General features: G+C 37.6%; 18 protein-coding genes and 1 pseudogene. 14 read left to right on the forward strand and 5 right to left on the reverse strand.

The genetic code is table 11. The features are described from left to right. The first annotated feature begins 70 nt into the window (after positions 1–70). The 4 genes from ACZ9HT_RS07685 (at position 71) to ACZ9HT_RS07700 (ending at position 4041) form a co-directional block, all read left to right on the forward strand. Positions 71–577 carry a hypothetical protein gene (locus ACZ9HT_RS07685; RefSeq protein WP_476039891.1) on the forward strand — a complete coding sequence of 169 codons (507 nt, stop codon included), beginning with the start codon at positions 71–73 and terminating at the stop codon, positions 575–577. An 86-nt stretch (positions 578–663) separates the two neighbouring features. Then, positions 664–2757, forward strand: a complete 2094-nt coding sequence (locus ACZ9HT_RS07690) for a WG repeat-containing protein (protein ID WP_476039892.1) — start codon at positions 664–666, stop codon at positions 2755–2757. Further along, positions 2757–3431: a hypothetical protein gene (locus ACZ9HT_RS07695; protein ID WP_476039893.1), complete on the forward strand. Its 675-nt coding sequence runs from the start codon at positions 2757–2759 to the stop codon at positions 3429–3431. The genes ACZ9HT_RS07690 and ACZ9HT_RS07695 overlap by 1 nt, the downstream gene beginning before the upstream one ends. Before the next feature lie 91 nt (positions 3432–3522). Further along, entirely contained in the window at positions 3523–4041 is a 519-nt protein-coding gene (locus ACZ9HT_RS07700) for a MepB family protein (RefSeq protein WP_476039894.1), read from the forward strand. A gap of 283 nt (positions 4042–4324) precedes the next feature. Here the strand turns inward: ACZ9HT_RS07700 and ACZ9HT_RS07705 are convergent, their stop codons facing one another. Further along, the gene (locus ACZ9HT_RS07705; RefSeq protein WP_476039895.1) at positions 4325–5473 is read right to left on the reverse strand and encodes an alpha/beta hydrolase fold domain-containing protein; all 1149 of its coding nucleotides are present in this window, start codon (positions 5471–5473) and stop codon (positions 4325–4327) included. A 314-nt stretch (positions 5474–5787) separates the two neighbouring features. Between ACZ9HT_RS07705 and ACZ9HT_RS07710 the strand changes: the two genes are divergently transcribed. The 5 genes and pseudogenes from ACZ9HT_RS07710 to ACZ9HT_RS07730 all read left to right on the forward strand — a co-directional run bounded on the left by ACZ9HT_RS07710 (position 5788) and on the right by ACZ9HT_RS07730 (position 9999). Next, positions 5788–6771 (forward strand): dipeptidase, encoded by a 984-nt coding sequence (locus tag ACZ9HT_RS07710; protein WP_476039896.1) that lies wholly within the window; start codon positions 5788–5790, stop codon positions 6769–6771. 157 nt (positions 6772–6928) lie between these two features. Then, positions 6929–8269, forward strand: a complete 1341-nt coding sequence (locus ACZ9HT_RS07715) for a bifunctional metallophosphatase/5'-nucleotidase (protein WP_476039897.1) — start codon at positions 6929–6931, stop codon at positions 8267–8269. A gap of 3 nt (positions 8270–8272) precedes the next feature. Next, a complete protein-coding gene (locus ACZ9HT_RS07720) occupies positions 8273–8479 on the forward strand; it encodes a hypothetical protein (RefSeq protein WP_476039898.1) in 207 nt (68 codons plus the stop codon). 50 nt (positions 8480–8529) lie between these two features. Then, positions 8530–9430, forward strand: a pseudogene (locus tag ACZ9HT_RS07725) (histone deacetylase family protein). 74 nt (positions 9431–9504) lie between these two features. After that, a complete protein-coding gene (locus ACZ9HT_RS07730) occupies positions 9505–9999 on the forward strand; it encodes a nucleoside deaminase (protein WP_476039899.1) in 495 nt (164 codons plus the stop codon). 579 nt (positions 10000–10578) lie between these two features. Here the strand turns inward: ACZ9HT_RS07730 and ACZ9HT_RS07735 are convergent. The 3 genes from ACZ9HT_RS07735 to gyrA all read right to left on the reverse strand — a co-directional run bounded on the left by ACZ9HT_RS07735 (position 10579) and on the right by gyrA (position 16585). Beyond that, complete coding sequence (locus ACZ9HT_RS07735; RefSeq protein WP_476039900.1) at positions 10579–12351, reverse strand: aminopeptidase P family protein; 1773 nt, start codon at positions 12349–12351, stop codon at positions 10579–10581. 154 nt (positions 12352–12505) lie between these two features. Beyond that, on the reverse strand, positions 12506–13894 hold the full coding sequence (locus tag ACZ9HT_RS07740) for a tetratricopeptide repeat protein (RefSeq protein ID WP_476039901.1): 1389 nt from the start codon (positions 13892–13894) through the stop codon (positions 12506–12508). 27 nt (positions 13895–13921) lie between these two features. Further along, the gene (gene gyrA / locus ACZ9HT_RS07745) at positions 13922–16585 is read right to left on the reverse strand and encodes a DNA gyrase subunit A (RefSeq protein ID WP_476039902.1); all 2664 of its coding nucleotides are present in this window, start codon (positions 16583–16585) and stop codon (positions 13922–13924) included. Between the two features lie 150 nt (positions 16586–16735). On the opposite strand from gyrA, the gene ACZ9HT_RS07750 reads away from it, so the two are divergent. After that, the gene (locus ACZ9HT_RS07750; RefSeq protein ID WP_476039903.1) at positions 16736–17050 is read left to right on the forward strand and encodes a DUF4286 family protein; all 315 of its coding nucleotides are present in this window, start codon (positions 16736–16738) and stop codon (positions 17048–17050) included. 8 nt (positions 17051–17058) lie between these two features. Here the strand turns inward: ACZ9HT_RS07750 and ACZ9HT_RS07755 are convergent, their stop codons facing one another. Beyond that, positions 17059–18093 (reverse strand): acyl-CoA reductase, encoded by a 1035-nt coding sequence (locus ACZ9HT_RS07755; RefSeq protein WP_476039904.1) that lies wholly within the window; start codon positions 18091–18093, stop codon positions 17059–17061. Between the two features lie 59 nt (positions 18094–18152). On the opposite strand from ACZ9HT_RS07755, the gene ACZ9HT_RS07760 reads away from it, so the two are divergent. From ACZ9HT_RS07760 to ACZ9HT_RS07775, 4 genes are all read left to right on the forward strand, one after another. Next, positions 18153–18503 (forward strand): 4Fe-4S binding protein, encoded by a 351-nt coding sequence (locus ACZ9HT_RS07760; protein ID WP_235141987.1) that lies wholly within the window; start codon positions 18153–18155, stop codon positions 18501–18503. A gap of 110 nt (positions 18504–18613) precedes the next feature. Beyond that, complete coding sequence (gene serC / locus ACZ9HT_RS07765) at positions 18614–19678, forward strand: 3-phosphoserine/phosphohydroxythreonine transaminase (RefSeq protein ID WP_476039905.1); 1065 nt, start codon at positions 18614–18616, stop codon at positions 19676–19678. 41 nt (positions 19679–19719) lie between these two features. Then, positions 19720–20679, forward strand: coding sequence for a D-2-hydroxyacid dehydrogenase (locus ACZ9HT_RS07770; protein WP_476039906.1), 960 nt, complete (start codon positions 19720–19722; stop codon positions 20677–20679). 6 nt (positions 20680–20685) lie between these two features. Beyond that, the gene (locus tag ACZ9HT_RS07775; RefSeq protein ID WP_476039907.1) at positions 20686–21930 is read left to right on the forward strand and encodes a DUF1015 domain-containing protein; all 1245 of its coding nucleotides are present in this window, start codon (positions 20686–20688) and stop codon (positions 21928–21930) included. The last annotated feature ends 31 nt before the right edge of the window (positions 21931–21961 follow it).

Below are 21961 nucleotides of genomic sequence, written 5' to 3' on the forward strand. Positions count from 1 at the left end.
CCGGGTGAAAATTAATAAAAGATTCTCTGCTCCGATAAAAAATATTATATTGAACTTTAAAATTAAAAAAATGAGTAAGAAAAGTATTCTTTGCATTGCGGCACTAATTTTAGCTGCGCAATTCAGTGCCCAATCCAACGTTTTTAATACAACAACCTGGAAAATCGAACCGTCTTCTGCTGATGGCAAAACGGTTCTGAAAAAAGCTAAAAAACTCAACTTACCAGACGAGCAAAGTAAATTCCACTACCTCCAATTTGATCAGGATCGATATCAAACCGGGACATCTTGTTTTGGAATGACCGGAACTTATCAGGTTTATGACAACCAAACCATCGAATTTTCTGAAGGTATGGCAGGAATGAGCGGAGATTGTGAAGAACCGAAAAGTCTGATCGGAAATTATTCTTACGTTGTTAAACAGGATTTCATCGAACTCACCCCTGTTTCCCAAACCGAAACTGAAGAAAATTATGAAACTGATGACATCAACGATGCAGCTGGAGCTACAATAGATTCGGCGAACGATGCGGCGAAAGAAGTTCAGAAATCTCAAAAAAAATCAAGGAAGAAATAACATTCCTGATCAAGAAAACACAGCGTTTCTTTCAAAGGAAACAAAACAAAATATTTATTTCTACAGGGTAAATAATGATACAAAAAATGAACTTCAAAAAAAATAGATTAAAAACCAGTCTGCTATTTTTAGTCAGTATTACGTTGATTTCCTGCGGGAAATCGGGTGTTTTCAAAAGTAGTGATTCCAAAGAAGATTACCTGGGAAAGTATGGAAATTTGGATCTCGAAAGTAAAAAGAAAGCAGTTTCTCAGGATTTGGCAGACGTCGATTCGGTGTTAAGTTTAGCAAAAGGTTTCTCCCTTTATTACAGTTTCAGCTTTTCTGTAGGCAGCGTCAAATCTAACGGAGTAAAAGTAGAAATTGATGCCGCAAAACCTTTCCAGATCAACAGTAACGAAGATTCAGCAAAGGCTGCGTTAGCAGAAATAATTGAATTTCCGGAACTTTCACAATCATTGAAGACTCCGGAATCCGAAATTGAAACAGGAATATCTTCCGGAGATAAAAATGGCGCAACCATCGATTCCAAAATAACTAAAATTTTTAGTAAAGGCAAAGAAACGACGCTAAAAAAAATGGGTTTGAGAAAGGTTGACAGCGCTTACGTTCAGGTCGTTTACCAATATCCGAGTTCGATGCAGCGATACGAATTACCTTCATCCAAAAAAAATGATTTCACCATCGAAAAAAGTATTATCGACATCACTAAAAGTGACGGAAATCAGTTTGAATTTGAATTTCCGCAGGCGATGTATCAGCGTTTGCTCGGTTATCAGGCTTTAGATGAAGATGGGATTCTGATGGATCCTAACGCAAATTCTGCATTTCCTGTAACTTCAGTAAGAAAAAGTATTGCGGCGGAACTGGAAAAAACAAAAGCAATTTTAGAACAAGTAAAAGGATCAAAAACAGGGGAAGAATTTATGGCTCAACTGCAAAATATTCCCAAAGAAATTTTTCCGCATAAAAACCGGCTTATAGATCTGGAAGAAGCGATGGATAAAATGGAAAAAAAAGAAAAAAGAAAGAAAAAGAAGAGAAATGACGACGAAGATTTTGCTAAAATGGTGGAGCCCATTAAAAAATTGATGGAGGATTTTCAGGATATTCTCGCACCCGAATATCAACAGGTAGAAATGTCTTTTCCCAATCAGGTTGCAACCATCTACTTCTACATTGGACAAGAATACAAAAAACTTTCAGCGAAGGTAACCGCAATCAATCCAAATGAAGAAAAAGAATATCGCTCCTACTTCGACAGTAAAAAAGAAAAATATGGAATCGTAAATTCTGAAGGAAAAATAATTATTCAACCAACATTTGACAATGCAGTTTCCCACGAGGAAAATAATATTTTCACTGATTATACATCCGCTTACCTGTTTAATTTTGAAAAAGAGAAACTCACCAAACTGGATCACAAAAAATTTGTGCGATCGGTCGGTAAAGACCGAATGATACTTGAAGATTCCCTGGAAATGAATGGGGTTTTAGATGAAAATCAAAAAGAAATTATTCCTTTTAAATACAAAAGTTTGGGCGCTTCCGGAGATCTGTATGTAGGTGAAAAATCTTTACGAGGCAGAACCTACTACCAAATTCTTAATAAGGATGGAAAAATTCTTTTCGAAAGAGTTAAGAATGTGCAAATTTCAGATGATAACGACGGTGTGATCATTGAAACGATGGATAAAAAAACGGGTCTTTTGGATAATAAAGGAAAATTTGCAATACCACTACAGAATGAAAAATTGTTTATCATTGGTAAAGGTCCCCTTTTGCAATACGAAATAGATATTGCAAATGAGCCATTACGATTAGGGATCATGAATGCGAAAGGAAAGAAATTATCATCACCAGATTTTTCAGTAATCCATCCTTTATCGGAAAATGTGATGGTTGCAAAACGACTCGATTCTGATTTTTATGAATATGTAAATCCTAACGGAACAAACGCTTTTCCAGCAAAATTTCTGGATGCGAATGATTTTGTTGGAGGTTTTGCAGTTGTAGAAACTGAAAATGAAAAATTTACAGTGATCGATAAAACAGGGAAAATTATTTATGCTTTTCCTTCTTCAGCAGGTCATTTTCTGGGCCAGTCTTTAGAAGGAAAGAGCGTAATTTTTCAATTTGAGAACGAAACTTTTAACAGCAAAAATATCATTAATAAATAATGAAAACGGTATTCACACTTTTAACAATTTGCTTTTTAACTTTGAACTGCAGCGAAAATAGCAGTGTAAAATTAGGAAAACAGCCTTTAGATCTCGAACAGAATGCATTAAATGTCAGTATTTCTGATTTTTTTTCAGATGAGAAAAATTTTGAAGACCAGTTTAATAATGATCTGTTTGTAGAAGTTGAAGAAAGAGACATCGACCACGAAGAAGGAAAAAGCACTTCTTTTGTTTATTACAATGTTCATAACAATAAGAAAAAGCTCAAACTCGCAAAATTCGGAAGTTTTAATTTTGAAAATTTAGAACTTCTGGCAGATCTGAACGATGAGAAAGTCTTTTTGATTGCGGCAAGCGAGGACAGTGTGACCGCAGTGCGAAAAGATGAACTGATTAAAACAATTTCGGAAAAATATGGTGAATCAATAAAAATAGATAAACTGTCCAGTGGAGATTATTATCGCTGGGAGAAAGATAATACGGTTGTGAAACTTTCGGTCGAATCCAGGTCTAACAGCGATTTCGGCGGATATGAGGAAACACAAGAAACCGACGAAGAAAGATCTTCGAAGCCAGATCAATTCATTACAATTTTCATCCTCACGAAAGATTTCGAAAAATTTATGAAAAATTCCTACAGCGGAATGGATATTTTTAACGATTATTTTTAATAAAAATTCTATTTTTTTTAGAGTTGATAGTAAAGCTTAAGATCGAATACTTCACTGTGAACAAGAAAAAATGCATAAAACTTAATGAGTAGTGCTGAAAAAAACGGATTTTCAAAACACCTCTTTTCCCGACCTCGAAATTATTGATGAACTGGTTTTCAAGCGGTGTCAATTTCATTTAAAAAATATAAAAGCTAAAGCAGAAAGTCGGGAGTATTCTGCACTTACTTTTCAATTAAATGATTTAAAAGTTCTATTTCGCACGGCAAAAATAACGCCGACAAAAACCGGTCAATTTGTGACGCTTTGGAAAAGAAATAACCAGGGTATTACAGCACCATCTGATATCACTGACGAATTTGATTTTTATTTAATTACCGCCAAAACTCCGACAAATTTTGGAGTTTTCATATTTCCAAAACAGATTTTACACGAAAATAAAATTCTGTCGGACGAAACAAGGGACGGAAAACGCGGAATCAGGGTTTATCCAATTTGGGATCAAACCACAAGCAAACAGGCAGAGGAAACTCAAGGTTGGCAGACCGAACACTTTTTGGATCTTTCTAACGCAGATCAAATAGATTTGGATCGTGCGAAAAATTATTGACGTTAGATAATTGCTAATTTGTTGATGTGACAATGTGATAATTTGAAATGATTTTCAATTCTAATTAAAAAACGAAGGTGTTAAAAACCTGAAATTTGAGATTCTTTACGGCATTTCGCTTTGCTTCATTTTCATTCAGAATGACAAAAATTTTAGTTAGAAAATAAATATTGTACTTGTAGCGACCTGGGAAACGAAGCCGTCAGGAAAATTAGAAGAAGATTCTTTATTACTTTTCTCAATACCATTCACAACAATAAAAAAGGAAATTACATCGATACAGTTACTTTTTCATTTGCGTCACCGACTTAAAAAAGCGTTCTACAGAATACATTGCCAACTGTCCGCCCGGACCGTTTAAATTATATTCAAAACCATGCGTTCCCCACGGAATGGTCAGCAAATAGTTTTTTACGTGCTCTTTATCTAAGGCTCTCTTCATGGCTAAACTTTGTATGTGCCAAACGTGCGCATCATTGCTGCCATGAGCAAGAAGCGTAGGCGGCGAATCTACGGTAACGTGTAGCAAGGGAGATTCTGCATTGTACTTTTCCGGAACTTCTTCGGGAGTACCGCCTAAAAAATCGCGCTGAACTTTTTTAGAATCCATGATCCACGGATTATCCGGGTTTTTATAACTCCACGGCATCGCAACGGCTCCGTAAAAAGCTGCAATCCCTTTTATACCAGTTTCATTTCCGGTGTAACCCATCGTTAAAATAATAGAAGCTCCGGCTGATCTTCCCATCAAAACGAAATTGGTTGTATCGATCTTTAATTCTGTAGAGTGCTGACGAAGCCATTTGAATGCGGAATGTAAATCTTCCTGCTGAGCCGGACTTGGAAATTTAGGCGCCAATCGATAATTGATGGTAGCAACCTGATAACCGGCATTTGCAAAGTAATTATTGGCCGCAGCGATTTCGCTGTTATTTCCCTGCTTCCAGGAACCGCCATGAACAACGATCAAACAAGGACGAACGCCTGGAATTGCAGACGGTGTAAAATTTAAAGTCAGATCTACGCCACCATTTTTTGAATAGTGATACGTTTTAAAAGGAATATCTTTTGCGCCGTTTCCCGTGAACATCTGAAAAAAACTATAAGGTTTCTGCTGATGAAAACCAGTCATGTCAGCATCTGTAACGCCAAAAGAATTTTGGAGATCCTGGTCTAGCTGACTTCCGATATTGTAAGCGCGTACAATGGGCGAAGTTAATATCATGAAAGTGATCGCACCAATAATTAAAGAACCTGTCCGAAATTTTTTAGAAAACCAGCTCCAGATAATTAACGCCAGAGAAACCAGCATAAATATCCAGGGAAATTCGGGTACTGCAATCCCCACATACCAGACGTATTTGCTGGGTACAGGAAAGAAATTGACGAGGGAGGCGAAAAACAAAATAATAAGGAGGATAATTCGTATCAAAATAGTGAGTTTGAAGTTATATACGACGAATATAGGAAAGAAGTTTGAATAATAAATTTTATGCTTTAGTGAAGGTGGGAGAAATTAACATCACTTTTGCTTAAAGTTTGATTTTATAGCTCGTTAATTTTTTGTTCTTTTGCTTTCAAGTCAAATCAATCTGTCCATAATTTTAGGAAAAACATTGGAAATCGAGGCAAAATATTGAAAGTAAACGCTGGAATCTTCTGGATTTGACATCGTAGATTTTTCAAGTTATGTAATGATCATTTGCTTCACATTTCCGTTTCCTTATCTTTACGATATAAAAAAATATGAAAAATCCTGTTATCGACCTTCACTGTGATCTACTCAGTTATCTCACCCGACCCGGCACTACCATTTATAATACTGACGATATGGGTTGTGCAGTTCCTTACTTAAAAGAGGGAAATGTAAAATTACAGATCATGGCCATCTTCGCTCCGACAGAAGCCAAGAGCCATGAATTTGGACTTCAGCAAAGCGAAATATTCAAGACTTTAAATAAAGAAGAAAATGAACTTTATCGTTTTGAAAAGCAACATCTTGAAACTTTTGAAACCAATGAAAATATCGGAATGCTGGCTTCTGTAGAAAGTGGCTCGGCTTTCTGCGATGAAAGTATGACCTTAAAAGAAGGTTTTGAAAATCTGGAGCGAATTATTGAAAATGTTGGTTCCATTATGTACATCAGCTTTACCCACCATGCAGAAAACAGATTTGGGGGCGGCAACTACTCCACTGCCGGGCTTAAAAATGATGGTAAAGCTTTGATCGATTATATGGATAAAAAAAACATTGCCATCGATCTCTCCCATACGAGCGACGCCTTGGCTTATGATATTCTGAATTATATTTCCAAAGAAAACAGCAGCGTTCCAATTATTGCGAGTCATTCCAATTACCGACCGGTTTTTGATCATCCACGGAATTTACCAGATGATATTGCCCAGGAAATCATTCACCAAAAAGGATTAATCGGCCTCAACTTCGTCCGCGCCTTTGTAAATCCGGAAAAATCCGACGCTCTTCAAGACCATGTTTCTCAAGGCTTAAAATTGGGCGCCGAAAATGCAATTTGCTATGGCGCGGATTATTTTTACACCAAAGAAAATCCAGACAAATCTAGAATCCCGTTTTATTTTCCGGAGCATGAAAATGCAGGCCGTTATCCAGAAATCAATTCCATTCTCGAAAAAGAATTTGGCAAAGAACAAATGGCTAAAATTAGCAGTCAGAACGCTTTGGATTTTATCACAAGAATGTGGAGCGAATAAATCTGGAAAGAAACTGCTCTAGATCTTATTAATATATGATCACTTTAAAAAGGAGCATTCATCAATCCCAATAAAATCAGACCAGATCCAATAAGACTTTTACTTCTGATTTGTGGAAATGGCTTATTATTAATATCTTGGGTTTAAACTTATAATAATGAAAACGCAGATCTCTTTTTGTGCCGTAATTTTAGCATTGGTCTTAACTTCCTGTAAAACCCAACGACTTCCTGCACCTGCGGACGATGGTAAAATAACAGTGACTTTTGTCCAGGTAAATGATGTTTATGAAATTGCACCGATGCAGGGTGGTAAAGTTGGTGGCGTCGCGAGGGTCGCAACTTTAAAAAAGCAGGAACTCGCAAAAAACCCCAACACTTTTATGGTCATGGCGGGTGATTTTTTAAGTCCTTCTGTCTTTAACAGTTTAAAATACGAGGGTAAATGGATCCGCGGAAAACAAATGGTGGAATCTTTAAACTCCGCAGGTTTAGATCTGGCAGTTTTCGGCAATCATGAGTTTGATATAAAAGAAGAGGAACTACAGGAAAGGATCGATGAATCTGCGTTCAAGTGGATCGCCTCCCATACTTTTCATCAGACAAAGTCCGGCATTAGCCCTTTTGTAAAAACAACTTCCTCCGGAACGGAAGCCTTCCCCGAATCTTACGTAATGAATGTTCAGGATAAGGATGGAACCAAAGCAAAAATCGGATTTATTGGATTAACAATTCCCTTTAATAAAGCGGAATATGTAAGTTATACCGATTATTTCGCCGCGGCAGAAAAATTATATGCACAACTCAAAGATTCTTGTGATGCTGTGGTTGCGCTAACTCATCTTTCCGTTGATCAGGACAGCATTCTGGCTCGTCGCGTTCCCGGATTGGCTTTAATTATGGGTGGTCATGAGCACAATATGCAATTTAAAAACATTGGTAATATTTATATCACAAAAGCACATGCAAATGCGAAATCAGCCTATGTGAATTATCTTACGATCGATTTGAAAAATAAAAAAACTTCTGTGGTTCCCGAATTGCGGATGATCGATACCTCAATCGCAGAAGATCCCTCAACCGCTTTGGTGGTTAAAAAGTGGATGGATATTGGAGATACAAATTTCTCAGCGCTGGGATTTAATTCCAAACGAGTTATTCGGGAAGCTGGCGAACCTTTAGATGGCCGGGAAAATATGATCCGAATTGAAAAAACAAATTTAACCCGCATTATTGTTTCAGCTATGGAAAAGGCCGTTCCGACTGCCGATGTGGTGCTTTTAAACTCGGGTTCTATTCGCGTAGACGATCTTCTTTTAATGCCCATAACAGAATATGATATCATTCGTACTTTGCCTTATGGCGGATCAATTGTGGAAGTCGATATGAAGGGAAGCCTCTTAACCCGGGTTTTGGAAGCTGGCCGAAATAATGTTGGCTCCGGAGGTTTTCTACAGTATTCCGCAGATGTAAATTATGTTCCTGAAACGAAGACCTAGACTTTGAAAAACATTCCTATCAATCCGCAAAAATCCTATCACGTTGGTCTTGCAGATTTTTTAATGACGGGCGGAGAAGCCAATATGAGTTTTCTGAATAAAGATAATCCAGATATTGTTAAAATTTATCCTGTTCCGACAAACGTAAATGATCCACGGTCAGATTCCAGGTTGGCGATCATCAAATATCTGTCTGAGTTAGAAGAATAAGTTCTGTTTCTGAATTTATTTTGAAAAATATCCGCACTAAAAAAGTTTAAATGCTACCAATTGCTTTTCATCCGATTTACAAACATCCCTTGCCGGAAGGTCATAAACCCGATGTTGAAGTATGAATTATTGCCGCAACAATTAGTACTGGAAGGAATTGCAGACGAAGAAGATTTCTTTGCGCCCGAAATAGCAGATTTACAATATGTTTACGCGGTGCACGAGAAAGATTACGTCGATGATTTACTGAATTTAACTTTAGGCGCAAAAGCAGTTCGCAAAATTGGTTTCCCGCTTTCTGCAGAATTAATCGAGCGGGAATTACGAATAACGCAGGGAACCATTACAGGCTGCGAAATGGCTTTGAACACTGGAGTTGCCTTTAATATCGCGGGTGGAACGCATCACGCCTTTACCGATCGTGGCGAAGGATTTTGTATGCTGAATGATCAGGCGATTGGCGCGAGTTACTTATTGCAGAAAAAGTTAGCCTCAAAAATTTTGATCATTGATTTAGATGTGCATCAGGGAAATGGAACGGCAGAAATTTTTCAGTACAATCCTAAAGTTTTTACATTTTCTGTACATGGCAAGACAAACTATCCTTTCAAAAAAGAAGTTTCTGATCTGGATATTCCACTTCTTACCGGAACCGGAGATGAAGAATATTTAGGAATCATTAAAGAGTTTGTACCCAAATTAATCGAAAGTGAAAAACCCGATTTTATATTTTATCTGAGCGGTGTTGATATTTTAGATTCCGATAAACTCGGAAATTTAAGCTGCACTTTGGAAGGTTGTAAAATAAGAGATGAGATCGTGTTTTCGAATTGTGAAAAATTTCAAATTCCTGTTCAGTGCAGTATGGGCGGCGGTTATTCACCGGAAATAAAGACGATCATCAACGCGCACACCAATACCTATCGCATCGCTGCTGACTTGTATTCGTAAACAAATATAATTTGGAAAACAGGAGAATTAGAAAAGTAAAACGTAGAAAATCTCTAAAAAATTAAACAATAACAATGGCTGATCAAATCAAAACAATCGATGAGAAATATTTACGCAGATGTCTGGAATTGGCTAAAGAAGCGGTAGAAGCCGGCGATGAAGCTTTCGGTTCTGTGTTGGTAAATGAAGACGGAGAAATTATTGCAGAAGCTCGAAACCGCGTGAATGAAAAGACGGCTTTGGCGCATCCGGAAATTGATTTAGCATATTGGGCAGCGGAAAATTTATCGGAAGAAGATCGTGCAAAAACAACGATGTACACGACTGGCGAACATTGTCCGATGTGTTCTGCGGCGCATGGATTAGCAGGTTTAGGTTCTCTGGTTTATTTGAGTTCTGCAAAACAGTTCGGTGAATGGCAGAAAGAATTTAATATTCCGGCAGCGAAAATTAATTTTTTACCGGTTGAAGATATTATAAAGAATGTGGATGTTCGTGGCCCTGGAGAAGGGGAAATTTTAGCGGAGATTAAAGGATTGCATGAAATTTACTGGAGAAGAGAGCGCTAAAATGAGTTTTTAGATTTAAGAATCTACTATTTTTGATTGAAGATTCTTCGACAGGCTCAGAATGACAGTGTGGTTGCGAGGTATTGTTTGATTTCTTAATTTTTTTTGGATGAAAGTTCTTCGACAAGCTCAGAATGACAGTGTGGCTGCGAGGTATTGTTTGATTTCTTAATTTTTTTCGCATGGAGGTTCTTCGGCGGGCTCAGAATGACAGTGGAAATTAAAGTTAATATTGTGATGGTGAATTTTATGTTTGCCTCATCTATTTAATTTTTGGAAAGAGAAAACGCCTTGTGTTTTAGCCGCGATGGGAACGGTATCCTTTTTCTTTTGCGAATGCAAAAGGAAAAGATTTAGTGGACAGCGGGTATAATCTCTGGAGAAGCTGAAAAATTAATGCTCCTAAAACAGAGTGCTTTTTAACTGGAAATTATATAAATAAGCACTTGTTTCTGTATTTAGAAATGCTCCCATGAATTTATTTTAAAACAAAAAAAAGTGCAGATTTTTTTTTCTGCACTTTTTCTACGATTACTTTTAAAATTTCAACAAAACTAAAATTTTATTTTTTCTGAAAATTTATAAGGGTTTAACCTGTTCCAGGAACCAGTCTTTGACTTCGCCCTGCAGATCGTTTTCTAATTTTTCCTTACACCAGTCATGGTATTTATTCATCCATTCTTTTTCCGGATCCGTTAATAACTCGGTGGCGATCACGTTTCTGTCGAATGGGCAGATCGTTAATGTTTCGAATTCGTAAAAGGTTCCGAAATCGGTGGTTTCTTTTTCTGTTACTGCGATGAGGTTCTCGTGACGGATTCCGTAATGATAGTCGTAATAAAAGCCGGGTTCATTGGATAAAACCATGCCGGGAATAAGTACCTGAGGATTCATATCTTTTCGGATATTCTGAGGACCTTCGTGCACATTCATAAAACTACCAACACCGTGTCCAGTCCCGTGGTTAAAGTCTTTTCCCTCTTTCCAGAGTGCCATTCTCGCAAAAGCGTCGAGCTGAACTCCACGCGTTCCTTTCGGGAATTTTACCATTGACAATTGAATTAAACCTTTCAATGCTAAAGTGCAGTTGTGTTTAAATTCGTCGGAAGCCGTTCCTAAAGCAAAAGTTCTGGTAATATCGGTTGTTCCTTCAAGATATTGACCGCCGGAATCTACCAAAATAGTATCTTCATTCGTCACTTCTTTGCTGCCTTCGCTCTTTGCAGAGTAATGCATAATGGCGCCATTTTCTTTGTAACCAACGATACTGCCGAAACTTTCGCCCACAAAGTTTTTACCTTCCGCACGGAAACCTCTTAATTTTTCCCCAATCGAGAATTCGTTCATTGCTTGTTTCCCTGCGGTATGAGTCAGCCAATAGAGGAATTTGACCATCGCTACTCCATCCCGCTGCATTACGGTTCGAAAGCCTTCGAGCTCAGTATTATTCTTGATGGCTTTCATTAAATTGCCGGGAACAGCTGATTTGATAAAAGTATTGTTATCCTTTAAAGCATCAAAAATTAACTGATTGCTGGTAGGAGAAATTAAGATCTTCTCGTTGCTGATATTTTTTAAATCACTGAAAAAGTTTTCATAAGGAAACATTTTCACACAAGATTCGTCCATTTGTTTGCGGGAATCAACGTCTAATTTTTCCAGATCAACATAGAGTTTCGCTTCATTCTTGGTCAAAATTAGGTAGCCTAAAAATACAGGATTCGACTGAACATCGCTTCCGCGCAAATTTAAAGTCCACGCAACATCATCTAAACTGGAGATGATATGAACAGAAGCTTCTAAGGTTTCCATTTTATTGCGAATGTCGATGAGCTTATCAGTCACCGATTTACCGGCTCTTTCGATGGGATGAACAAAGACGGGATTTTTTTGGGCTCCGGAACTGCGGTCTGTCCAGATTTCTTTCAATAAAGGTAAATCGACTAAAGTTCGTCCCTTAGAGGATAGTTTTTCCTGCAGCATTTCCCAGTTTGCATTTGAGGTCGCGATCGCGTTGACCGCTACTCTCCCATCATCCGGAATTTCTGAAATGATCCAGTCTACATAATTCGGTGTTCCATCCATCCCATCTTTAAAAAGATCGATGCCGGAATCTTTAAGTTCGATTGGCGCCTGTACGAAATATCGACCGTCCGTCCACAATCCGGCGTTCTTTTTGGTAACGACCACGAATCCTGCAGAACCTGTAAATCCTGAAAGCCAGGATCTCTCCTGCCATTCTGCCGGCAAGTATTCGCTCATGTGCGGATCTGCGGAATAGATGATAAAAGCATCAATATTATTTTCGGACATTTTTTGGCGTAACGCGCTTATTTTTTCTGATGAAGTCATAACATGTATTATTTGACGTGAATTTACGAAGAAATTGAGAGTCTGAAAAAGTCTGGATGCTAAAGTTTTGCTAAAATGTTGGTTTCAGAATTTCACAAAAAAAAGTATACTGGAAATGAATTCAGTATACTTTGAAAATCTTTTAGGTAAGACCTTATTTTTTACCAGCACTCATAGCTGTTTCCTTTGCTTTAAATTCCTCGAATTTGGCGTCGTTTTTTGTTGATTGGTAAAGACCTTTCAATAATTTAACGGCGTCCATGCTTTCCGGATCATTTTGATACCATTTTTCTGCAAAAGGTACGGTCGCAGCCAATCGACCTCTTCTTGCCTCGATGATCTGGTTAGCAACTTCAGTTTTACCGGCTTTTTTCGCCGCATTGTAATCATCAATAGCTTTTCCATCATCACCCATTGTTGCATAGGTAAGATTTTGCCAGGCCTGAACCATATTTGGTTTCAATTCTACTGCTTTTTTGTAAGATGCAATGGCATCTGCCTGCGTTGCAGGATCTTTGCTTTGTAAAACTCCTAAGTTATACCAGTTGTTTGCATCATTAGGATTTTTGGTGGTTTGAACTTTCAGATTTCCAATAAATTCATCCATTTTCCCTGCTTTAAAGTAGGCTGTTCCCTGTAACTCGGAAAGTTTAGCGCTGGTAGGAAATTTCTTTAAACCTTTGTCTATTAAACTTAAGGCTTCATCAGTTTTTCCAGCTTCAATCATCAGGGCTGCATTGGTTTCATAAATTTCACTCTCGATATTTTTGGAAGTATCTACTTTGAAATCGGTATAATCAGCAGTTGCGCCCATTTTTTTGTACAGATCCCAGGAAGTTTTATCCATAGATTCTACCGTTCCTGATTTTTTATTTTTTGCAGTATAGGTCGTCTCTGCACCAGTATAACCAGCATTGATCAATTCATTATATACGTTGATCGCATCTTCTTTCTTACCGGCTAACGCATAGTTCAGTCCTGAGTAATACAAATATTGTTTATTATCCTGTCCGCCAGCTTTTAAAAGATCATAAACCTCCTGGAATTTTGGAGCTGCAACTGAGTAATTCTTCGCATTGTAGGCATCCATTGCAGTTTTGTTCGCAGCTTCGATCAAAGGATTAAGCGTATTTCCGATCTTTCCGGTTAAAGTAGTGGTATAAGTTTCTTCCTTTAATCCCTGTATTCCAGATTTATCGGCTGCAGCTTTCCCAACATAATAAACTTTGTTTTTGGAACTGTCTTTACCGGTATAAATTTTAGAATTTCCCAGTTCGCTCATTTTCGCTAAGTAAGCTGCTCCTTCTGCATTTTTACCAGATTTAAGAAGCGACATTCCTTTTGCGTAATAATACTGCTCTAAAACAGAAGGCTCCAATAAATAGGATTTATCTCCCATTAGTGATTCTGCGGCAGCAATCTGCGTGTTTGTAGTTGCAGTATCTCCTGCGTCAATCGCTTTAACAGCTGCAGCGATCTCCTTTTTTTGTGCAAGTGCAAAAGTCATAGAAACTAGCGCAATGCTTAGAAATATTTTTTTCATTATATTTTTTTAAAAATTGGTTAACTATTAATCTTCGTCTTCGGAATTATCTTCCTCGCCGTTTTCTGTTTTTTTATTTTCTTCCGCTTCTTCGTCTTCTATCTTCTTCAATTCTTTTTCGTTGCCAATATTGCTTACTGCATTATCGCCGGTTTGTTCAGAATCGCTGAATTCAACAAGGTCGCTGTGAACTTCTGCCGGTAAAGCATCTGGATCTTCTTCGATAATCTCCTCTACATCTTTATCCATTTCCACTTTTGCGATGGCAGCAATTTCATCATTCTTTTTAAGATTAATTACTTTTACTCCCTGCGTATTTCTACCCATAATCCGCATTTCGTCCATTCCCATTCTGATCGCAACTCCAGATTTATTAATGATCATTAAACCATCATCGTCCGTTACCATTTGAATCGCAATTAGATTTCCGGTTTTCTCTGTAATGTTTAAAGTGATTACTCCTTTACCACCACGATTTGTGATCCTGTAATCTTCAACAGCGGTTCTTTTTCCGTAACCACGCTCAGAAACTACCAAAACGGTTTCATTCTGCACATCGTTCACAACTATCATACCAATAACTTCATCGTTTTTCTCCAGAGAAATTCCGCGAACACCAATGGATCCACGTCCAACTGCTCTTGCTTTTTCTTCGGGGAAACGAATACATTTACCGTTTTTGGTAGCAATCATGATCTCGGAACTTCCGTTCGTTAATCTTGCACCTAAAAGTTGATCATTATCTCTAATTTCGATCGCATTTACTCCATTTGTTCTTGGTCTGGAATAAGCTTCTAATGATGTTTTCTTGATGGTTCCGTTCTTCGTGATCATTACGACATTCATTTGATTGATGTATTCCTGATCCTTTAGGTCATTGGTTCGGATGTAGGCTTTGATCTTATCATCCGGTTCAATATTGATTAAATTCTGAACGGCTCTTCCTTTTGAAATTTTAGATCCTTCCGGAATTTCAAATACCCGTAACCAGAAACATTTCCCTTTCTCTGTAAAGAATAACATGTACTGGTGATTGGTCGCTGCTACAATATATTCTAAGAAATCTTCGTCTCTTGTCGTTGCTGCTCTGTTACCAACTCCACCTCTGCTTTGAACTTTATATTCGGAAAGTGATGTTCTTTTAATATATCCGGCGTGAGAAATTGTAAGTACTACTTTTTCATCTGGAATTAAATCTTCGATGGACATTTCGCCACCGGAATAATCGATTTCCGTTCTTCTCTCGTCGCCGTACTTTTCTTTCATTTCTAACATTTCATCTCTGATGATCTGATATCTTCTTGGCTCATTTGCCAAAATATCTTCCAGATCATTGATCAATGCCATGATCTCGTCATATTCTGCACGAATTTTGTCGAGTTCCATTCCGGTTAATCTCGCCAAACGCAGATCTAACACTGCTTGCGCCTGAATATCAGAAAGATCAAATTCTGTGATCAAACCGTCTTTTGCTTCTGCAGGATTTGAACTGTGACGAATAATTGCGATGGCTTTGTCGAGCGAATCCTGGGTTCCGATCACTTTCATGAAACCTTCTAAAATATGCGCTCTTTCGCGCGCTTTTCTTAGATCATATTTCGTTCTGCGAACAACAACTTCATGTCTGTGTTCTACAAAATGAAGAATTAAGTCCTTCACATTTAACTGAACAGGACGGCCTTTGACGAGGGCAATATTATTAACGCTGAAGGAAGTTTGTAATGCAGTATATTTATAAAGCATATTCAGTACTACATTCGGTATCGCGTCATTCTTCAATTCGTAAACGATACGCATTCCCTGTCTGTCGGATTCATCCCGGATTTCATAGATCCCGGAGATTTTTTCGTCTTTAACTAATTCTGCAGTTCGCGCGATCATTTCCGCTTTATTCACCTGATAAGGAATCTCGGTAACGATAATCGCGTTTCTGTTGTGAACTTCTTCGAAGCCTACTTTTGCACGCAGAACGATTCGTCCGCGTCCTGTATGTAAGGCATCGCGCACGCCATCATACCCATAAATAATTCCACCAGTCGGGAAATCAGGCGCGATGATGTGTTTCATGAGCTCATCGATATCAATTTCCGGATTATCGATATATGCACAAATGGCATCAATTGATTCTGTCAAGTTATGAGGCGCCATATTTGTCGCCATTCCTACTGCAATACCCGAAGTTCCATTCACCAAAAGGTTCGGGATTTTCGTGGGCATTACGGTCGGCTCCGTCATGGAATCATCAAAGTTATTTTGAAAGTCTACGGTATCTTTATCAAGATCTGCTAAAATTTCGTCGGAGATTTTCTTCAATCTTGCTTCCGTATAACGCATTGCAGCCGGCGGATCACCATCCATAGACCCAAAGTTACCCTGCCCATCAACTTGTGGATAACGCAGACTCCAGGGTTGCGCCATTCTCACCATTGCGTCGTACACAGAAGTATCACCGTGTGGGTGATATTTACCAAGAACATCCCCAACAATTCTGGCTGATTTTAAATGTTTTCTGTTTGAAAAAACGTTGAGTCCATACATTCCGTAAAGAACTCGCCTGTGAACCGGCTTTAAGCCATCTCTTACATCGGGTAACGCTCTGGAAACAATTACCGACATCGAATAATCGATATAAGAGGATTTCATTTCATCAACAATGTTGATAGGAATTAACCTTTCTCCTTCTGTATGCATATATCTTTTTTAATAAAATGAAAATCAAGCAGTTATACCCACGCCTGACAATTCCTAAATTTCTGATTTTAATAACGTGCTAATTTACGAAAAATTTACCGATTTTTGCCCCTCAAATTAGCACCAAAATCATAAAAAAAGTTAAAAATAATGAGCGTTTTAAGCCTTACCTTTCATACGACCGAGACCGTTAGCAACGCCTGGCAGAAATATATGGAAAAAGACCTTTTCGAAATGGTAGAGAACCTGATCGATGTCGAAAAGTATATGCTTTCGGAAGTCGAAAGTGACATGATCAACGAAGGAAAAAACACCAATCTTTTATTAATTTTTGACAATGACGAAAAGCGTCAGGATTTTGTTGAAATCGAATTGATTAATATTACGGACAGAATTGAAGGCGCATTCGGTGAACATGTTATGGTTTTTAAAACTTTTTTGAATCCGAAAAATTCCAGGTTTTAAATTTTGATTTAAATCACCTCCAAAAACTTCATCGTGTCTACATGATCAGCATAGGTTCCAAGATCAGGGTTCTGTGCTTCTCCTAAAGCAATAGAATCAAGTCCCAATTCGGGTTTAGCGACGATTGCCTGAATGTTCTCTTCATTTTCATTGATGAAATTTTTCACTTCCTCAATATTTGAATATCGTGTAAAATTGATCACTGATAAAGGCGAAAATAAGGCTTCATCTTCCTTCAACATCACAAAATTATTGTCCCAAAATTTCTCCAGATTCAGCAGATAGATCGCACGGTTATATTCGTAATTATTAGCATATTTGTTGTGATTAATAATGTCTTTAAAATTTAAAAAATTCTCAAACAAGCCATCAATTTTAAAATCTTCCGGAATAAAGAGGCGGGTTACATTTCTGCAGCCTAATCCATAATATCTAAAAATATCTTCTGCCAAAAGCTGCAGTTCTGCCTGAGTTTCATCTCCTTTTAAAACAGCGACAGAAGTTCTGTTCTTCCGAATGATACTGAGGTTATCTTTAAAATAATATTCTAAATATCGCGCGGTATTATTACTGCCGGTCGCAATTACGGCATCAAAATCCTGAAGTCTTTCAACAAATTCGTACTGAATGTTTCCGTCGGAAAACTCATTCCATTTTTTAAGGAGAAAAGGCAAAAGTGTTTTGTCTTTAGAAGATAATTTAATGAGCGCAATATGATTGCTCAAAATCACAGAGATCACATCATGAAAGCCCACCATTGGGATATTACCGGCCAGGATCAATCCTACTTTTTTTGAAATTGTGGACGGTCGATATTTTGAAAGCCACTTTTCCAGATGATCTTCTGTTAACAGATCAGCCCATTGTTTTAGAGCGAATCTTTGACTATCTTGTGTGAACCAAGAATTTTCATTTTCTGATTTTCGTAATAATGCAGAGAATTCCTCATCAGTTTCATTAAAATTTTCAGTTTTTGTCTCTAAAAATTTCTTGATATAAGAACTTAATCTACAAAGTCCGGAAATTTGCTTTTCTGTATTCATTCTATGGAAAATTGGTGGAATTTTAGTAATTTTGTGCAAATTTAAAAAATAAAGTAGCAATGGCTATCAGAATAACAGACGAATGTATAAATTGTGGTGCTTGTGAACCAGAATGCCCGAATAATGCGATTTATGAAGGCGCTGTAGATTGGAAAGCTTCCGATGGTACTGCGCTGAAAGGAAAAGTCGTTATGAAATCAGGGTTAACGGTAGATGCAGATGCGCCCCAAGAACCGGTAAGTGACGATGTATATTTTATTGTAACCGATAAATGTACAGAATGTATGGGTTTCCATGAGGAACCACAATGTGCCGCAGTTTGCCCCGTAGATTGCTGCATACCAGACGAGGATCATGTAGAATCCGAAGAAAGTTTACTCGAGAAAAAAGCCTTTTTACACGGTGAATAAAAATTACGCTCACGTATTGTGGGCGTTTTTTTTTATAAAAATCCTATCAAATAAATTTAATAATTCATTAATAGAAATCGCCGGGAGCGAAATCTTGTAAAATTAAAACAATGAGCAAAAAACACAATTTCAGCGCTGGACCTTGTATTTTACCGCAAGAAGTTTTTCAAAAATCTGCAGAAGCAATCTTAGATTTCAATGGCAGCGGACTTTCTCTTCTGGAGATTTCTCATAGAAGCAAAGATTTCGTAGCCGTGATGGACGAAGCTAGAGCGATCGTTAAAAGACTCATGAAACTTAATGATGATTATGAAGTGCTTTATTTAGGAGGTGGCGCAAGTTTAGAATTTGCAATGGTTCCTTTCAATTTAATGAAATCTGAGAATGGAAAAGCCGCTTATTTAGACACCGGAGTTTGGTCTGCTGGAGCCATTAAAGAAGCTAAAAAACTAGGAACGGTTGATGTTGTTGGTTCTTCGAAAGATAAAAATTACTCTTTTATTCCGAAGGATTATAAAGTTGGGAGTGAATATGATTATTTCCACTGTACTTCTAACAATACCATTTATGGAACGCAGATGAGAACTTTTCCAGAGGTTGATACGTTGATGGTTTGCGACATGAGTTCAGATATTTTTTCCCGTGTGATTGATTTTTCAAAATTTGATCTCATTTACGCCGGAGCTCAGAAAAACATGGGTCCTGCAGGAACAACTTTAGTCGTTATTAAAAAAGAAATCCTAGGAAATACAGGACGAGATATTCCTTCAATGCTGGATTATTCGTTGCACATCGCGAAAGAATCGATGTATAATACACCACCCGTTTTCCCAGTTTATGCCTCAATGTTGACTCTACAGCATTTAGAAAATAACGGTGGAATCGAAGCTGCAGAAATTAGAAATGAAGCCAAAGCAAAATTATTGTACGAGGAAATCGATCGCAATCCTTTGTTCGAAACGTTCTGTGAAAAAGAAGATCGGTCACTAATGAACGCGTGTTTCAAATTATCAGATGATTCCAAAAAAGAAGAATTCGATGCTGCCTGGAAAGCTGCGGGAATTAATGGATTGAATGGACACAGAAGCATTGGCGGTTACAGAGCAAGCATGTACAACGCTTTAACCATCGAAAGTGTACAGGTTTTAGTGGACGTAATGAAAAATATTAAATAAAATTTTCAAATTAATTTTTTTGAAATATTAAATTGTAAAATATGAAAGTTTTAGCGAACGACGGAATTTCAGAATCAGGAAAAAATGCTTTAATAGAGGCAGGTATTGAATTTATAGATGCCAAAGTTTCTCAGGAGCAGTTGATCAATTTCATTAATGAAAATCAGATCGACGTTCTTTTGGTAAGAAGTGCAACCAAAGTAAGAGAAGATCTAATTAACGCTTGTCCAAGTTTAAAAATTATTGGTCGTGGCGGTGTTGGAATGGACAATATTGATGTTGAATACGCCATTGAAAAAGGTCTGTACGTCATCAACACGCCAAATGCTTCTTCCAGATCAGTTGCGGAAATGGTTTTTGCACACTTTTTATCTTTGGCAAGATTCCTACACGAATCCAACCGTTTAATGCCACTAGAAGGTGATACGCACTTCTCTGCCATGAAAAAATCGTTCTCAAAGGCAGTTGAGCTGGAAGGCAAAACTTTGGGCGTGATCGGCTTTGGTGGAATTGGAAAGGAAGTCGTGAAAATCGGAATTTCTTTAGGAATGAAAGTGAAAGTTCTGACCAGAAAACCACGCACAGAAAAAATAGCCTTGCAGTTTTTCGACGGCCAGGAAGTTCAGTTTGAAATTTCATCTACGAATGACTGGGATGAATTTTTGAAAGACGTAGAATTCCTCAGCATTAATACGCCAAAAACTACAGAATATATTCTCGATACGCCGCAATTCGAAAAAATGAAAGACGGCATTTTCATTGTAAATACTGCAAGAGGCGGTGTTTTAAATGAAGTAAGTCTCCTACAACATATAGAATCCGGTAAAATCGCAGGTGCCGCTTTAGATGTTTTTGAAAACGAACCAGCTCCGGAATTGCCATTGCTGATGAATCCAAATCTTTCGCTTTCTCCGCATTTAGGCGGAAATACTTTAGATGCGCAAGAAAAAATCGGAACGGAACTTGCACTGCAAATTATTGATATTAAAAAGAATATATAGATATACATGCCTATTTTCAAACCTTTTCGGGGAGTTCGGCCGAGTGAAGACTTTGTCGATATATTCCCAACCCATCCCCTAGATAATTTCTCTCAGGAAGAGATCAATAAAAAATCCCAGTTGGAATCGTCGTACGTCCAGATGATAAAACCCTATGTGGTTAGTAAATCTAAAGATATCGACCGTAACCTGAGGAAAATAAGGACCAATTTTGAGGAACTTTTAGATGATAAGATCCTGGTTCAGGATTCATCTTCCTATTATTTGTATGAGCAGTTTTTACCGAATAAATCAACTTACCGCGGTCTTTTAGGCTTGGTAAGTGTTGATGATTTTCGTAATGGAAAAATTAAAAAGCATGAATCAACGCTGACTCATAAAAAAGAAAAACTGGCTTATTATCTGGAGAAGGTGAATATTCAGGCAGAACCGGTTCTTCTAACTTATATCGCAAATCCAAAAGTGGAATTGCTGATGAATCATGAAGAAAAAAACGTTCCTATTCTTAATTATTTAGACGATAACGGCACCCGACATAAGGTTTGGCAAATCGACAATAGATTAAAGATGAAGCAGTTTAAAGATGTTCTGGAACAGATCGATTCCTTTTATATTGCCGATGGTCATCATAGAATTGGTTCTACCGCATTGAACGCACAGCATCTTCAGGAAAAAAATAAGAAACACAACGGAACAGAATATTATAACTATGTATTCAGTTTTATTGTATCTAATCAATCAATTAAAATTCACGATTATAACAGACTTTTACAGGATTTAAACGGACTTTCGGAAGAGCAGTTTCTGGCCAGGATCGAAGAAAATTTCCTGCTTCACGACAAAGGAGAAACTCCCTATTATCCATCTCAGAAATTTCACATTTCAATGTATCTGGGTGGAAAGTTTTATTCCCTCCACGTAAAACATGATGTGAGAAAACAGCAGGGCGATCTTAATGATCTGGACCATTTCCTTTTAGAAGAATTTGTTATTAAAGATATTCTTGGAATTCAAAATCCAAAAACTACCGACAAGATTACCTACATTAAAGGAGATTCTTCAGTTGAAGGCATAAAAAAGATGAAAGAGAAAGTAGATTCCGGTGATTTCAAAGTCGGATTTGGAATTTATCCTGTCAGTTTTAATGATCTGCTTAAAGTCTCGGATCACAAAGTTGTAATGCCACCGAAATGTACCTATATTGAGCCTAAACTGGTCACAGCATTGGTGATGTTTGATATGAAACAGTAAAATTTTTGGATGACAAATTTTCGGTGATAGA

The sequence above is a fragment of the Chryseobacterium sp. UYP7 genome (assembly GCF_056279225.1).